Source organism: Aminithiophilus ramosus (assembly GCF_018069705.1).
Classification (GTDB): Bacteria; Synergistota; Synergistia; order Synergistales; family Aminithiophilaceae; genus Aminithiophilus; species Aminithiophilus ramosus.
This window is the reverse complement of sequence record NZ_CP072943.1, coordinates 328,166-343,866: the sequence shown is the minus strand read 5'-3', so window position 1 is coordinate 343,866 and position 15,701 is coordinate 328,166. Positions and strand designations below refer to the sequence as shown.

The 15,701-nt window shown below is 66.0% G+C and carries 11 protein-coding genes; 2 read left to right on the top strand and 9 right to left on the bottom strand.

Annotation, left to right across the window (positions count from 1 at the left end; genetic code table 11):
- Positions 1–87 precede the first annotated feature (87 nt).
- Positions 88–810 (top strand): class I SAM-dependent DNA methyltransferase, encoded by a 723-nt coding sequence (locus tag KAR29_RS01360; RefSeq protein WP_274373867.1) that lies wholly within the window; start codon positions 88–90, stop codon positions 808–810.
- Between the two features lie 165 nt (positions 811–975).
- Entirely contained in the window at positions 976–1,446 is a 471-nt protein-coding gene (locus KAR29_RS01355; RefSeq protein ID WP_274373866.1) for an Lrp/AsnC family transcriptional regulator, read from the top strand.
- Positions 1,447–1,518: 72 nt separating this feature from the next.
- On the opposite strand, the gene KAR29_RS01350 is transcribed toward KAR29_RS01355, so the two are convergent.
- From KAR29_RS01350 to KAR29_RS01310, 9 genes are all read right to left on the bottom strand, one after another.
- Positions 1,519–2,289: a dimethylarginine dimethylaminohydrolase family protein gene (locus KAR29_RS01350; RefSeq protein WP_274373865.1), complete on the bottom strand. Its 771-nt coding sequence runs from the start codon at positions 2,287–2,289 to the stop codon at positions 1,519–1,521.
- 48 nt (positions 2,290–2,337) lie between these two features.
- A complete protein-coding gene (locus tag KAR29_RS01345) occupies positions 2,338–3,819 on the bottom strand; it encodes an alanine/glycine:cation symporter family protein (RefSeq protein ID WP_274373864.1) in 1,482 nt (493 codons plus the stop codon).
- Positions 3,809–5,524: a M20/M25/M40 family metallo-hydrolase gene (locus KAR29_RS01340; RefSeq protein ID WP_274373863.1), complete on the bottom strand. Its 1,716-nt coding sequence runs from the start codon at positions 5,522–5,524 to the stop codon at positions 3,809–3,811. Before KAR29_RS01340 ends, KAR29_RS01345 begins: the two co-directional genes overlap by 11 nt.
- Positions 5,525–5,540: 16 nt before the next feature.
- On the bottom strand, positions 5,541–6,416 hold the full coding sequence (locus KAR29_RS01335; RefSeq protein WP_274373862.1) for a dimethylarginine dimethylaminohydrolase family protein: 876 nt from the start codon (positions 6,414–6,416) through the stop codon (positions 5,541–5,543).
- Positions 6,417–6,765: 349 nt separating this feature from the next.
- Positions 6,766–8,127 (bottom strand): FAD binding domain-containing protein, encoded by a 1,362-nt coding sequence (locus tag KAR29_RS01330; RefSeq protein WP_274373861.1) that lies wholly within the window; start codon positions 8,125–8,127, stop codon positions 6,766–6,768.
- On the bottom strand, positions 8,124–10,412 hold the full coding sequence (locus KAR29_RS01325; protein WP_274373860.1) for a xanthine dehydrogenase family protein molybdopterin-binding subunit: 2,289 nt from the start codon (positions 10,410–10,412) through the stop codon (positions 8,124–8,126). Before KAR29_RS01325 ends, KAR29_RS01330 begins: the two co-directional genes overlap by 4 nt.
- A 5-nt stretch (positions 10,413–10,417) precedes the next feature.
- Entirely contained in the window at positions 10,418–12,979 is a 2,562-nt protein-coding gene (xdh, locus tag KAR29_RS01320; RefSeq protein ID WP_274373859.1) for a selenium-dependent xanthine dehydrogenase, read from the bottom strand.
- Between the two features lie 12 nt (positions 12,980–12,991).
- Complete coding sequence (gene hydA / locus KAR29_RS01315; protein ID WP_274373858.1) at positions 12,992–14,368, bottom strand: dihydropyrimidinase; 1,377 nt, start codon at positions 14,366–14,368, stop codon at positions 12,992–12,994.
- 9 nt (positions 14,369–14,377) lie between these two features.
- Entirely contained in the window at positions 14,378–15,685 is a 1,308-nt protein-coding gene (locus KAR29_RS01310) for an NCS2 family permease (protein ID WP_274373857.1), read from the bottom strand.
- Positions 15,686–15,701: the final 16 nt, after the last annotated feature.

Sequence of the window (15,701 nt, the reverse complement as noted above, 5' to 3'; positions counted from 1 at the left end):
GACCTTCCCTCCGACCAGGCTGTATCGTTGTGTGTCTTTTCTCGATTTGTCGGGAATAATTCATTCAAACAGAGCGGAGGGAATGCCATGTATTCGGATTTTGAAACGATTTCCACCTATTACGATGATCTCTACGTCAACGACGAGGAATATGCGCCGGAGGCGGCCAAGGTGAAGGAGCTGCTGACCCGCCATGGCCTTCCCCCGCGGGGCGATCTCCTTCTCCTGGCCTGCGGAACGGGGGGACATGTTCCCTATTTCAGGGACGAGTACCGCGTTTTTGGGCTGGATCTCAGCGAGGACATGCTCGCACGGGCCAGGGCGAAGTTCCCCGGCCTCGCCTTCTACGGGGGCAACCTGATCGACTTCGAGCTGGAGAGGGATTTCGACGCCGTCATCTGCCTCTACGGATCGATCGGTTTCGTCAGGACCGTGGAGAATCTGCGCGCCTCGATGAGACGCATCGCCGCCCACCTGCGGCCCGGCGGGCTGACCTTGATCACCCCCTGGAGCACGGAGGAGGACTTTTCCGAAATGATCGTCGTCGACGCCGCCGACAAGCCGGAGCTCAAGATCGCCCGCATGGAACAGGTGCGGCTCAAGGAGCCGAAGGTGATCGAGGTGATCTTCCACCACCTGATCGGGAAGGACAACGACGTGACCTATCACAAACAGGCCATGGAAATCGGCCTTTTTTCGAGGGAAGAGTACCGATCGTCCATGATCGATGCGGGATTGGACGTCGTCGAAGAGTACAGAGGAGCGGACGTGCGCGGTGGCGCCTATATCGGGAAACGCATAAGCGTCTGAGGGGAAGGGCCGGACCGGAAGCGGCGCGATCCCCGAGACGGGAAAGGCTTTCCTCCGCACCGGTCCCCTCTCTTTCCCACGAGGCTCCCCGTCGGATCAGCCGGGGGAATCGGGAAGGGACGACGGAGCGGACCCCCTCTTTGACGAAATCCGGCGAGGACGACAATGAGAGACAAACTTCTGGACGAAACGGGCTGGCACATCCTGGAAGAGCTGCAAAAGGACGCCAGGCTCTCCTACAAGGAGCTGGGCCGTCGGGTGGGTCTGTCCACTCCGGCCGTCATCGAGCGGGTCCGGCGGATGGAGGAGGCAGGCATCATCGAAGGGTACCGGGCGACCGTCAATCCCCGGAAGGTGGGCTACGCCTTCCGGGTCATCCTGGCCTTCGCCACGACCTACAACAACCCGGACGGCGTCATCGCCAGGACCCTGGAGGACATCCCCGAGGTGATCCGGAGCTGGAGCGTGACGGGAAGCAACGACTACTACATGGAGGTCCTCATCCCCTCCATGGAGTTCCTCGAAGATCTGCTGGTCCACCTCTCGGCCCATGGCCGCATCGTCACCTCCATCGTCCTGCCCCACATGGCGGGAAGCGAGACGATCGCCCGTCCCAGAGATCGGCTGGATCCCTGACGGATCAGAGCGGCCAGAAGCGAGGGCCCTTCCGGCAGTGCCGGAAGGGCCCTCGCTTCGATCGCGGCGGAATCAGAAGCGCAGGGAGAGGCAGGAAAGACCGCCGTCCAGCTTGCGATACTCCGACGTGTCGACGGTGAGCACGGAATAGCCGGCCTGACGAACCTTTGCCTCCAGGCGGGGGTAGCCCTCGGGAACGATGACCCTGTCGTTGACCCAGATGCAGTTGGCGGCATAGGCCTCCTCTTCGGGAACGACGATCCTGCGGAAGGAGGCGAAATCGGCCCTGTCGACGAATTCGCCCGAGACGAGCATCGTCTCCCGTTCGATGTAGTTGATTCCCGTCTTGAGATGGAGGACGTGCTCCAGCGGCACTTCCGATCCCGAGAGCCCCATCCCCTCCAGGATGGCGAGGAACTGGGCGATGCCCTCCCGGTTCGTCCGGGCCGAACGCCCCACATAGAAGTGATCGCCCACCATCATGACGTCGCCGCCCTCGAGGGTTCCCGGGGCACCGATGGAAAAGATCCGCTCCTCGGGGAAGAAGCCTCTGATGACGGGAAGCATCTCCGCGGCCTCGCCTCTGCGGCTGGGAGCTCCGGGGTTGGTGATGATGGCCCCCTTGCGGGTGATGACCGCCGTGTCCTCGACGAAACAGGAGTCGGGATAGGCCTCGAGGGGCTCCAGGACGGTGACGGCGACGCCGCACCGGCGAAGGGCCTCGCAATAGGCCTCGTGCTGCTTCAGGGCCAGGGTGTAGTCGGGCCTTCCCAGTTCGGGAGCCGAGGTGATGCCCTCCACCATGGATCGGGCGGGCCTGCGGACGATGACGTTTTCGAACATGATCTTTCCTCCTCGATAGAAATGGAAACGTTTTTTCGCCGCACCCTCTCAGCGCGGGCTCCCGTCCGGGGACGATGCCCCGTCGGGTTCGCTCTCGTAGAAGGGGCGGAAGGCGGGGTCGATGGTGCCCTGCCCCAGGAAGCGTGCCCGGTAGTCGCGGAGCAGCTCGACGAAGCGGGGCGTCAGGACCAGAAGGGCGACGACGTTGGCGAAGATGGGCAGAGCCGTCGAAGCATCGGAGAAGACCCAGAGCATCGTTCCCGGAAGGCCGAAGCGAACGGCCACGTAGACCATGGCCAGGCTGGGAAGAGGGTAGGTCCATTTGTAGAACGAGAGGATCCGCTCCTTCAGGGGGGATTGGCCGACGAGGTAGCGGACGACGACTTCGATCTGGGCATAGACGCCGCTGGACGTCGTCAGGCCGAAGAGGAAGACCCCCAGGGCCAGGATGATCCGCCCGAAGCGACCGATGCCGTATTCGAAGGCCGCCAGAGTCAGGGTGGCCCCGTCGAGGCCGCTGGACCACTGGCCGGTGACGAGGATGACGAGACAGGTGATGGAACAGATGACGAAGGTGTCGATGAAGACTTCGAAGATTCCCATGAGTCCCTGTTTGACGGGGTGATCGACGCGGGCCGAGGCGTGGATCATGGGGGCCGATCCCCATCCGGCCTCGTTGCTGAAGACGGACCGGGAGAGGCCGATCTTGATGGCCTGCGTCACGGAAGCCCCCATGAAGCCGCCGAAAGCCGCCGTTCCGGTGAAGGCGCTCCCGAAGATGAGGGAGAAGGCGCCGGGAAGGGCCGCCGTGTGCTTGGCGATGATGAAAAGCCCTCCGAGAAGGTAGAAAAGGCACATGAGGGGAACCAGCCTGGCGGCGATGCGCCCCAATCCACGGAAGCCACCGCTGATCATGACGTAGAGCAGGAGGGTGTAGACGACGCCCACCGCCAGGAGCCCGACGCCGAAGGTGTTCCCCACGGCCTCGGAGACGGTGTAGGTCTGGATGTTGATGAAATAGCCCGTACAGAAGCCGAAGGCGAAAAGACCGCTGAGGAACTTGAAGAGTCCCTTCATCCTCCGCTCGATGCCGATGCCCTTCTTCATGTAGTAATTGGGGCCGCCGTAGGTCTCGCCCCTCTCGTCGCGGGAACGGTAGTGAACGGCCAGGGTCACCTCGGCCATTTTGATGATCATTCCCACCAGGGCGGCGAGCCACATCCAGAAGACCGCTCCGGGGCCGCCGACGGCGATGGCCGTGGCCACTCCGCCGATGTTGCCCACGCCGATCGTCGTCCCCAGGGCCATGCTCATGGCCTCCACGGGGGAGAGAATCCCCTCCCTCTTCCCCTGCTCCTCCTTCCCCATGACGCTGCGCCAGGCATGTCTCATGGCGACGGCGAATCCGGTGAACTGGAAGAAACCGCTGCGGCAGGTCAGGTAGAAGCCCGTCCCCAAGATGACGATCACCAGGGGCATCCCCCACATGTAATCCCAGACGACGGTGCAGACCAGATCCTCAAAGGACATCGTCTCTCCTCCTTTCCCTCCCGGGAGCCGGAGAGCGCTCCCCGCCCAGGACCGTTTCGATCGCCCGAAGAAGGAGGCGCGGCGTGCGATCGACGAGGTCCTCCCTGAAGACCCGCTCCGTCATCTTGTGGAAATCCTTCCCCCAGGGACCGATGTTGATGCAGGCCATGGAGAGCCGAGAGAGCGCCTCCAGGGGAAGATCGTAGACCGACGGGAAAAGGGGCATCGTCGCCGACAGGACCTGGGCGACGGCCTTTCCGTCGGCGATGCCGCTGTAGCTCATGTCGGAGATGCCCGTGTAGTAGGCCTCGACGTCGTAGGGCTGGTCCCACGACTCCCTCGCGAAGAGGGCCAGGTTCTCGCCGAGCCCGGCAAGAGGCTCTTCCTGATGGGGAAGGAGGCCATTGGACCGGTGGGGATAGTAGGGGGGAAGGAGGCCGTAGACGACATGGGGCCGACCGTCGTCGACGGCCTCCGAAAGACCTTCGATCAGGACACGGTTGCCCTCGGCCAGGGAGAGACGGCCCGAAAGCATCTCCCTCTTCAGGTCCTCTTCCCGGGCCGCACGGCTTCTTTCGAAGGATTCGCCTCCCCTGCGGCGCGCCTCGTCGAGAAGCTCTCCGAAGCTCATCACGCGGGGTCTCCAGGGCAGAGACGACGGGGAACGCCCCGTCGTCCGGCAGAAATGATCCCAGCTTCCCTGCAGATCGGAGAGGACGTCATCGAAGGCCTCCAGGCAGACCTGACGGACCTGCTCGAGGACCTCGGCGGGCCCCTTCCCGAGGGTGAGAACGCTGAAGTAGCCGTAGGCCGAAAGGGGCATGGAGACGTCGTAGCGCTCCTTGCCGTCTTTGAGGTGGAGCCAGGTCGGAGGGGGCGAGGCCTCTCCGTCCCGGCAGTCGATGAAGGAAGGAGAGCCCTCCGTCTTTCTGACGACGGCGCAGAGGAGGTTCAGGGGATTGAAACCCTCGAAGACCTTGCCGGCGTGGGAGAGGGAACCCCGGACGTAGACGAAGGGCATGAGCTTGCCGACGGAACCGACGGAGAGAAGCCCCCGTTCGGGGTCCTTCCTCTGGTGGGGCTCGGAGTCGACCATGAGACGGTAGTCCAGGCCCCATTTTTCCTGGAGATCGAGAAGGAGCCTGAGGGCCGCCCGCATCCCCGCCGAAAGGTTTTCCTCGTCGGGAAGGGCCAAAAGGAGAAGGTTGCCCTCCCTTTCGGCGAGGCTCCAGCGGCGAAGGAGAGCCATCTGGATGGCTCCTCCTCCTTTCATGTCGCAGCTCCCCCGCCCGAAGAGGAATCGGCCGCTCTCCAGGTCGCGCCGCGCCTCATCCGGAAGGTCCTCCCTCAGAAAAAGGAGCGCCCGCTCCAGGTCGGCGGGAGAGAAGGCCTCTTCCCTGCAGCGGCGGAAATCTTCGACGCCGACGACATCGCTGTGATGAATGAGGACGACCGTCTCCCTTCCCCGCCCTTTCGCGAGGGCCCAGCCCACGGACCGAGCCAGGGGATCGCCGGGAAGGGGGTAGGCGCCGCAATGATCTCGGTGGGCTCGGAAATAGGGGACGGTCGAAAAGAAGTCCAGGAAGAATCGGGTGGCCTCCCGCTCGCCGTCGGTGCCGGTCACGCTGGGGACGGCCACGTAGGCTCGAAGAATCTCCTCGATTTCCCCGCCGATGGCGTCGAAAAAGGACTCTCTCTCATTCATGGCCGAAAGGCCCCTTTCAGATCCGCAAGAGGGGATGGGTCAGGCAGGTGGGACCGCCCGTCCCGGCAAGGGAGATCTGCTTGCCCTCGTAGGCGACGACGCGGCAGCCCTGAGCCTCCAGCTCGGCCCGGATGCGGGGATTTCCCTCCAGGACCAGGCAGACCCGCGGAGCCAGGGCCAGGACATTGGACCCCAGGGAGGCGTACTCCTCGTCGTCGACTTCCAGAAGGGTGAGCCCCCGATCCAGAAGCATCCGGCGGAAAAAGACGGGAAGATAGCGCGAATAGACCACGGCCAGGTCTCTGTCGACGAGGCTCACGAGGCTCATCAGGTGAAGACAGGCCGCCTCTCCCTCTCCGTGGGGCAGGGGAACGACGACGGTCTCCCGGACGAAGCCGTCCGTCAGCGCCCGGAACTGCTCGATGGCCGCGTCGTTGGTCCTGTAGCCCCGTCCGATGGCGACCGTCTCGCGATCGAGCCAGACCACGTCGCCGCCCTCCATCGTCCCCGGCTCCTCGATGACGCCCAGGGTGGGAATGCCCAGAGATTCGAGAACGTCCCGGGCCGCCCTCCCTTCGCCGCGACGAAGGGCCTTGCCCGTGTTGAAGTAGATGGCGCCTCTTTCCGTCACCTTCAGGCCGTCGTGAGCGTAGAGGGAATCCAGCCCCGTCCGGTCGTCCCGGGGAAGGGAGACGACATGGGGCACTTCGTCGCGAAGAAGCCTCTCGAAGGCCCCGTACTCCCTCAGGGCCTCCTCGTAATCGGGACAGGAGAGGAAACCGAAAGCCTCCCATTTCTCCCCGAGATGTTCCTGGCTGATGAAGGCCTCGGCAGGTCCTTTGATCAGGACGGCCTCGATCTTCCCCGTCATGGACTGACAACCGTAACGCACGTCTCTCACCCCTTCCTCGGACGTTCGCCCCGCCTCCTTCCGCCACCGAGAAGAGGCCGGTGCCTTCCGGAAACATCGGACAGGCACAAGATAACAAAGAACAAACGAAACATGAATGATTATCTTCAGCTATTTGCTCATTTTTCCGAATAAAATACTTCAATGGCCCCGAAAAGTTGCCGAACGTCAGGCCTTCTCGAAAAGGGGGTCGATCACCCCCCTCTCCCTGGAAGGGGGAACAAAAAAAGAGGCCCGAAGGCCTCTTTCAGCGGAGGGACAGGTGGCGGACGCTTCTTCACGGCGGGCGTCGGAATCGAAGACCGAGGCCGACGCGGGGGGAGACACCCTTCTAAAGAAGCTCCTCGAAGAAACGTCGGACCAGGTTGGCCGTGATGGCCTTGCGGTAGTCGGGACTCCTGCGGGGGTTGATCTCGGAGCGAGCCGTCTCGGCGGCAAGGGCGGCCGTCTCGGCCGAGAGGGGGCGGCCCGTGACGACCCGCTCCGTCTCGACCATCCTCAGGGGGACGGGCGACATGCTCCCGGCGGCGAGGCGGAAGGTCCTGATGACCTCTCCCTCTTTTTCGAGGAAGAAGGCCAGGCTGACCCGCGACAGGGTGAGGGCCTTGCGGGAACCCCTTTTGATCCATTTCTGCACCGAGCCCCGAGGCGGAAGGGGGACGACGATCTCTCTGATGAGCTCTCCCTTCTCGCAGGCGTTTTTCCTGTAGGAGACGACGAAATCCTTCAGCGGCAGGACCCGCTCTCCCCGGACGGAGGCGACGACGACGGAGGCGTCCAGAGCCAGGAGCATGACGAGATGGTCCGCCGCGCCCGAGGCGTTGGCCACGTTGCCGCCGAGGGTGGCCCTGTTCTGGATGGCCGGGGCGCCGCTCTGGCGGGCCGTATCGACCAGGGCCGGCAGACAGTCGACGAGAAGGGGGCTTCGAATGATTTCGCCGTTGGTGACGCAGGCGCCGATGCGGACGGCGCCGCCGTCGAGACGCAGGGTGCGCAGCTCGCCGACGCCGAGAAGATCCATGGCCTTTCGGGGGGCGGCCCGGCCCTTCTTCATGTCGGGAAGGATGTCCGTCGTCCCGGCCAGGAGGGTGACGTCGTCCTCTTCGTCGAGGATCTTCAGGGCCTCGTCGAGGCTTTCGGGGAGGAAGAAGCGCCCCTCCTCGTCGGGCGAAAAGAGGGGACCGGCGCCTCGCCCCTCTTTCCGGGGCAGGGGCTTTGCGGGATAGCCCTCGCGGGCGGCGCGGGCCACGGCGGCGAAGATCGTTCCGTAGCCCGTGCAGCGGCAGAGGTTGCCCGAAAGGGCGACGCCGATCTCCTCTTCCGTCGGGATGGGGTTTTCCTCCAGCAGGGCCCGTGAGGCCATGATCATGCCCGGCGTGCAGAAGCCGCAGTGGACGGCTCCCTCTTCGACGAAGGCCCTCTGGAGGGCGTCGGGCTCGCGGGAGCCCTCTTTGTCCTCGCCCAGCCCCTCGATGGTGACGACGGACCGCCCCACCGCCTGGAGGGCCGGAACGCAGCAGGCGTTGACGAGGCGTCCGTCGAGGAGGATGGCGCAGGCGCCGCACTCGCCATCGCCGCATCCTTCTTTGGTCCCCGTGAGGACCAGCCCGTCACGGATGACGTCGAGGAGGCGGGCCATGGGAGCGACGTCGACGGTCCGTTCCCTGCCGTTGACGGTGAGAGTCATCTTCATCGGTTCGTCCCTCCCGAAGTCTCCATGAGGCGGAAGAGCCTTTCCCCCGTCAGGGGAATTTCCGTCGCGAAAACGCCCGTGGCGTTTTCGACGGCCGAGACCAGCGCCGGAGCGGCGCCGTTCATGGGCAGCTCGCCCAGTCCCTTGGCGCCGAAGGCGCCCACGTCGCAGGGCTCCTCCATGAGGTCGATCTCCCATCGGGGCCTGTCGAGCGTCGTCGGGATGAGGTAGCCGTTGAGCTGGTCGGCCGAGAAGCGCCCCTCGGGCGTGACGGTGAGATCTTCGATGTGGGACCAGCCCAGGGCCTGAAGAAAGCCTCCGGCGATCTGGCCCTCGACGAGGACGGGATGGATGGCCCGGCCTATTTCGGCGACGACGGTGGCCTCGACGGGCTGAATCTCGTAGGTGTCGACATCGACGTCCACTTCGACGGCCTGGGCGATCCAGGCATAGGCCTTGTAGGCCTCGCCCTCGAATTTTTCCAGATCGAAGACGGCGGCGGCCTCGGCGGGAAGGCGTCCCTCCACGGAAAAGGCCCCGCTCGATTCGTAGCGGGCCCGGGCGGCCTGGGCGACGGTCCAGCTCCTCGTCCGGCAGTGGAGGGCGCCCCGGGCGAAGGCAATGGCCCCGGGAGAGACCTTCTCGCGCTCGGCCAGGAAGGATCTCAGCTCGTCGATGAGGGAAGAACAGGCCTCGGTGACGACGCGTCCCACGTACATCGTCGTCCGAGAGGCCACGGTGGGGCCGCTGTTGGGCCCCACGGCCGAGTCGGGGCCGGGGGCTCTTATTTCCTCCGGCCTCAGTCCGAGGGCCTCGGCGGCGATCATGGGGAGAACCGTCAGAGCTCCCTGGCCCATGTCGGTGCTGCTCACGTGGAGCGAGAAGGTCCCGTCATAGTCGATGCGGACCACCGTGCCCATCGTGGCCTCGCCGGCCCCGGTGAAGCCGCCTCCGTGGAAGGCGACGGAGAGGCCGATGCCCCGCCTGACGGGCCCCTCGCCGGATCGGGCGTAGAGGGCCCGCTTGCGGCGGTAGTCGGACCGCTCGACGACGCGCTCCAGCACCTGGCGGGCGAAGACGCCCTTGAGCTTCTGGCCGCAGGGGAAGCGATCGCCTTCGGCGACGATGTTTTTCAGGCGCAGATCGAGGGGATCCATGGCAAGCGCGTCGGCGATGCGGTCCATATGGCGCTCGATGGCGAAAAGCCCCTGAGGCGCCCCGAAGCCGCGGTAGGCGCCGGAGGGCACCATGTTCGTCGCCACGGTGAGGGAGTGGATGGCCACGTTGGGGATGTTGTAGGCGCCTTGGCAGTGGAGCATCCCCCGCTGCTGGACGACGCGGCTCAGCGTCGTGAAGGCGCCGCCGTTGAAGCGGAGCTCGATTTCGAGGCCCGTGACGGTGCCGTCGCGCCTGACGGCCGTCCGGATATGGGTCGTCGAAGGATGTCGCTTGGGCGTCGACTGAAGGTCCTCGCCCCTCTCGAAAAGGATCCTGACGGGGTGCCCCGATCGGAGGGCCAGGACGGCGGCCCAGAGGGCCATCACCGAGGGGTAGTCCTCCTTGCCGCCGAAACCGCCTCCGAGATGGCCCGCCCGGACGCGGACCTTTTCGGGCGCCATCTCCAGGGCCTGGACGAGGGCTCCCTGAACGTAGTAGGGACACTGCATGGAGCCCAGGATCTCCAGCGAGCCGTCATCGTGAGGAATGGCGGCCATGCCCTGATTCTCCAGGTAGAGCTGCTCGTGGAGCCCCGTGGCGTAGTTCCCTTCGACGACGAAATCGGCCTCGGCGAAGGCCCTGGCCACGTCGCCCCTGTCGATGCGGTATTCGTCGATGACGTTGTCCTCTCCCCAGACGAGGACCTCTTTTTTCAGGGCCTCGTCCACGGTGAAGACGGCCTCGAGCGGTTCGATGTCGAGGCGAATGTGGCGGAGGGCCTCGTCGACGGTGGCCCTGTCGGGACCGGCGACGAGGGCCACGGCCTGGGTGGCGAAGGTGACCTTCTCCCCGGCCAGGATGGGGAGGTCGTCGCGGACCATGTGGACGAAGTTGCGGCAGGGAAGGGAGGCGGCATCGACGAAGACGACGCGGCTCCAGTCGAAATCGGGATCGCGGACGATGGCCCTGATGCGGCCGTGGGCCACGGGCGACGGAAGGGGAGCGCCGATCCAGCAGCCGGGGATGGCCCTGTCGGCGATGAACTGCGCCTCGCCTGTGACCTTCTCCCGGCCGTCGAGCCGGGCCGGGGACGTTCCGATGACGTTGAATTCCGGCAAAAGGGGCACCTCCTTCAGATCTTCCTGCTGTAGGGCGTCTCTTTCAGGGGCAGCTCGGTCCGCTCCTTCCCGTCGAAGCGGCGGTAGGCCAGGGCGATGGCCGGAGCGGGGGGGACAAGGGCGATTTCACCCACGCCCTTGGCGCCGAAGACGACGTCTCCTTCCGATTCGGGCTCGACGAGGATCACCTCGATGGGAGGGATTTCCGTGGCCCGCCAGAGGCCCAGCGTCCCGTAACGTGCCCGGGGAAGACCTCCCTCCATGGGAAAGGTCTCCGTCAGGGCATAGCCCAGGCCCATGACGACGCCTCCCTCGATCTGTCCCTCGACGGAAAGGGGATTGATGGGTCTCCCCGAGTCGTGACAGGCGACGACGCGACAGACCTTGCCGCTCTCGTCGAGGATGAAGACCTGCGTGGCAAAGGCATAGGCGATGTGGCTCACGGGATGGGCCTTATCGGAACCCATGGGATCGCTTTCGAAGGAGAACTCCCTGTAGTAGGTCCTTCCCTCCAGCGCCTCCAGGTCCCCGGCCGAGGCCAGATCGGATCGCAGCTCTTCGGCGCAACGCCGCGTCGCCTCGCCGGTGAAGACGGTCTGGCGCGAGGCCGTCGACGTGCCCGCGTCGGGCGTGAGGGCCGTGTCAGCCCCGGAGTGGACGATCTTCGAGAGGGAAAGACCGGTGACGTGAGAGACGATCTGACTCGTCATGGTGGCGATCCCCTGGCCCATGCAGGCGGCGCTGGTGTAGACCGTGACCTGACCGCCGCGGACTTCGAGCCGGACCCGGGAGACGTCGGGAACGCCGACGCCCAGGCCGCTGTTTTTCATGCCGCAGGCGATGCCGGCGTAGGGACTCGACTTGTAGGCCTCTTTCGCCGCCAGAAGGGTCTCCAGCATCATCGTGTCGGGACCGGCGATCTGGCCGTTGCCCAGCACATCGCCGGCAACGACGACGTTGCGGCGACGGATCTCCCAGTAGGAGATCCCCAGGGCCTCGGCCAGGAGGTTGAGCTGACTTTCGAGGGCGAAGGCCGACTGGGTGACGCCGAAGCCGCGGAAGGCCCCGCAGGGAACGTTGTTGGTGTAGACGCCCCGTCCCTCGATGTCGACGTTGGCCGTCCTGTAGGGCCCCGTCGCATGGGTGCAGGCCCGCTGGAGGACGGGCCCGCCCAGGGAGGCATAGGCCCCCGTGTCGCTGGTGATGCGGATCTTCTGGGCCGTGATGTGGCCCTCGCCGTCGCAGCCCGTCGTGTATTCCATCGTCATGGGATGGCGCTTGGGGTGGACGCGGAGACTCTCGTCGCGGCTCAGGGTGAGCTTGACGGGCCGTCCCGTGATCCAGGCCATGAGGGCGGCGTGGTGCTGGACGGAGAGGTCCTCCTTGCCGCCGAAACCGCCTCCGACGAGGGCCGTGACGATGCGGACCCTTTCGGGGGCGAGTCCGAGCATGGCCGCGATGCCCCGGCGGTCGTCATAGACGCCCTGGCCGCCTGTGATGACCGTCAGGCCGCCCTCGACGGGCTCGGCCAGGGCGCTTTCGGGTTCGAGAAAGGCGTGTTCCACTCTTTGGGTCCTGTAGGTGCGGGTCACGACGTGGGCCGCCTCGGCCAGGGCCTTCTCGACGTCGCCTCGGACGACGCGGGTCTGGACGTCGACGAGATTCCCTCCGGGGTGGATCTGGGGCGCGCCGGGAGCCAGGGCCTCTTCGGGCGAGAGAAGGGGTTCGAGGACCTCGTAGTCGAGGCGGACGGCCTCGAGGGCCTGACGGGCCGCTGGAGCCGTCTCGGCGGCGACGAGAGCCAGGGCGTCGCCCACATAGTGCGACTCCTCCCCCTCGGCGACGAGGACGGGCCAGTCCTGGACGAGATGGCCCAGATGGCGCCGGCCCGGAACGTCCTTCCAGGTGAGGACGGCCACGACGCCTGGGAGGGCTCGGGCGGCGGAAACGTCGATGGAACGGATGAGAGCGCGAGGGACGGGAGAGCGAAGGACGGCGCCGTGAAGCATGGAGGGCAGGCTGAAATCGTCGGCGAACCGGGCCGCGCCGAGAACTTTCGGCGCCGCGTCGACGCGGGGCATGGGCTCGCCGATTTTCCAGGCCCGAGAGGCCTCGTCGGGGACGAGCCCCTCGCGGAAGGCTCTGGCGGCGAAGAGGACGGCCTCCTCGATCTTGACGTAACCCGTGCAGCGGCAGATGTTGCCCTTCAGGGCCTCTTTCACCTCGGGCCGCGTCGGGTCCGGTCTCCGGTCCAGAAGGGCCTTGGCGCTGATGACCATGCCGGGCGTGCAGAAGCCGCACTGGACGGCGCCTGTGCGGCCGAAGGCCCAGGCATAGACGGCCTTCTCCCTCTCCGACAGGCCCTCGACGGTGAGAACGGCCTTGCCAGCGAGGCCGTCGAGGGAGACGACACAGGCCCTCATGGCCCGGCCGTCGACGAGGACCATGCAGGTGCCGCAGGCCCCTTCGCCGCAGCCCCTTTTGGCCGAGGTGATCTTCAGTTCGTCGCGGAGAAAGTCGAGCAGGACGCCCTCCCCGGCCTCGACGCGCCGGCCGTTGACGGTGAAAACGGACATGGACACTCCCCCTCACTTCGGAAAGAGGCGACGGCGCAGGTAGAGTCCCTGCGGGGTTCCGTCGAGGAGAGATCCTCCCCCGACGACCTGTCGACCCCGGAGATAGACCGATTCGACGCGGCCTTTGACGCCCAGCCCCTCGTAGGGCGTGCTGTCGACTTTCTGGCGCTGCGTCGAGGCCCTTATGGTCCACTCCTTCCGGGGGTCGAAGACGACGACGTCGCCGTCGCTTCCCGGAGCGAGAAGACCCTTGCGGGGATAGAGGCCGAAGAGGCGGGCCGGGGCGGTGCAGCAGCTCTCGACGAAGCGCTCCGCCGAGAGTCGGCCTCTGACCACGCCTTCGCTGTAGAGCAGGCTCAGACGATGTTCCACGCCGGGAAGTCCGTTGGGGATGAGGCGGAAGTCGTCGAGGCCGACGGCCTTCTGCGCCAGGGTGAAGGAGCAGTGATCGGTGGCGACGACGTCGATGTCGCCGCGGGCCAGATGGCCCCAGAGAAGAGGGCCGTTCCCGACGGGCCTCAAAGGAGGAGAGAGAACGAAGGCCGCTCCCTCGAGACCTCCCCTTTCGCAGCGGCTCTCGTCGAGAAGGAGGTACTGGGGACAGGTCTCGGCGAAGAGGCTCTGCCCGGCCCTCCGAGCCGCCACGATGGCCTCCATGGCCCCGGCCGTGCTGACGTGGACCACGTAGAGAGGGCAGCCGGCCAGCTCGGCGATGGCGATCATGCGCCTCACGGCCTCGATCTCGACGAGGGGAGGACGGGAGCGGCCATGGCCCTCGGGACCGGTCAGACCTGAGGCGACGAGATCGGCCGCCCTCTCGGCGACGAGATCGCCGTTCTCGCAGTGGACGCAGAGGAGGCCGCCCAGCTCGCCGATGCGCCGGGCCGCCCGGTAAAGGGTCCCGTCGTCGACCTGGAGGCTCCCCTTGTAGGCCATGTAGAGCTTGAAGGAGCTGATCCCTCCGGAAACGACGTCGGCCAGCTCGGCGGAGACGGCCTCGCTCCACTCCGTCAGGGCCAGGTGGAAGCCGTAGTCGCAGAAGGCCCTGCCACGGGCCCGCTCGTGCCAGGCCTCGATCCCCCGGGAAGGACTCTCGCCCCGGAAGGCCGTGGCATAGTCGACGACGGTCGTCGTCCCCCCCACAAGGGCCGCCGCCGTCCCCGAGGCGAAATCGTCGGCCGACGACATCGCCGCCAGGGGAAGATCGAAATGGGTGTGGACGTCGACGCCGCCGGGGAAGAGAAGGCGCCCCTCGAGGTCGACGACGTCATCGCCGGGCCGGGCGAGACCGAAGCCGACGGCGTCGATCGTCTCCCCATCCATACGGAGATCGGCCCGGAAGGAGCCGGAAGAGCCGCAGATCGTCGCGCCGGCGAGGACCGTTCCCATGAGGGATCTCTAGTGAAGCCCGAAGGCCCGGGCGGCGACGAAGAGGACCGCCAGACCGATCATGACGGCGTTGAGATCCTTCGCCCTGCCCGTCAGGAGTTTGAGGGCCACGAAGGAGATGATCCCCGCCTCGATGCCGACGGCGATGCTGTAGGAGAAGGGCATCATGAAGAAGGCCAGCATGGCCGGAACCATCTCGGTCCAGTCGTCCATCCTCATCTCCCTCAGGCCCATCATCATGTAGATGCCGACGAGGATCAGGGCCGGGGCGGTGGCGCAGGCGGGGACGACGGAGACGAGGGGGCTGAAGAACATGGCCAGAATGAAGAGGGCGGCGACGACGAGGGCCGTCAGGCCCGTCCGGCCGCCCTGCTCGACGCCGCTGGCGCTTTCGACGTAGGACGTCACCGTCGACGTCCCCAGAAGGGCCCCCGCCGTGGTGCCGATGGCGTCGGCCATGAGGGCCTGGCGGGCCCGGGGGAGCCGGCCCTCTCCGTCGAGGAGGCCGCCGCGGCTGGCCACGCCGACGAGGGTCCCCACGGTGTCGAAGAAATCGACGAAGAAGAAGGTGAAGACGACGACCCAGAAGCCGGCCGTGGCGATGTGGCTGAAGTCGAGCTGGAAGAGGACGGGCGCTATGGAGGGAGGCATGGAGACGATCCCCTTGGGCATCTCGGCGATTCCCAGGGGGATGGAGACGACGGTGAGGGCCAGGATGCCGATGAGGATGCCGCCCTTGACGCGGAAGTGCTCCAGAGTGACCATGACGACGAGTCCCGCCAGGGCGAGGACGGCGGGGAGGTTGGCCCGGAAGTCGGTGAGCCCCACGAGGACGGCGTCGTTCCTGACGATGATGCCCGCCCCCTGGAGGCCGATGAAGGCGATGAAAAGGCCGATGCCGGCCGAGATGCCCAGCTTGAGCGTCTTGGGAATGGTGTTGACGATGATCTCACGGAGCTTCGTCAGTGTCAGCAGGATGAAGAGAATCCCCTCGACGAAGACGGCCGCCAGGGCCACCTGCCAGCTGACGCCCATGCCGAGGACGACGGAGAAGGCGAAGAAGGCGTTGAGTCCCATGCCCGAGGCCAAGGCGATGGGGTAGTTGGCCATGAAGGCCATGAGGGCCGAGGCGAAGGCCGCGGCGAGACAGGTCGCGACGAGGACCGGACCGAAAGGCATGCCGGCGTTGGAGAGGATGCCGGGATTGACGAAAATGATGTAGGCCATGGTCATGAACGTCGTCATGCCGGCCAGGACTTCCGTCCTGACGTCCGTCCCCGCCTCTTTAAGGTGAAACTGTCTTTCGAGCCATTCCACGGGAAAAACCTCCTTG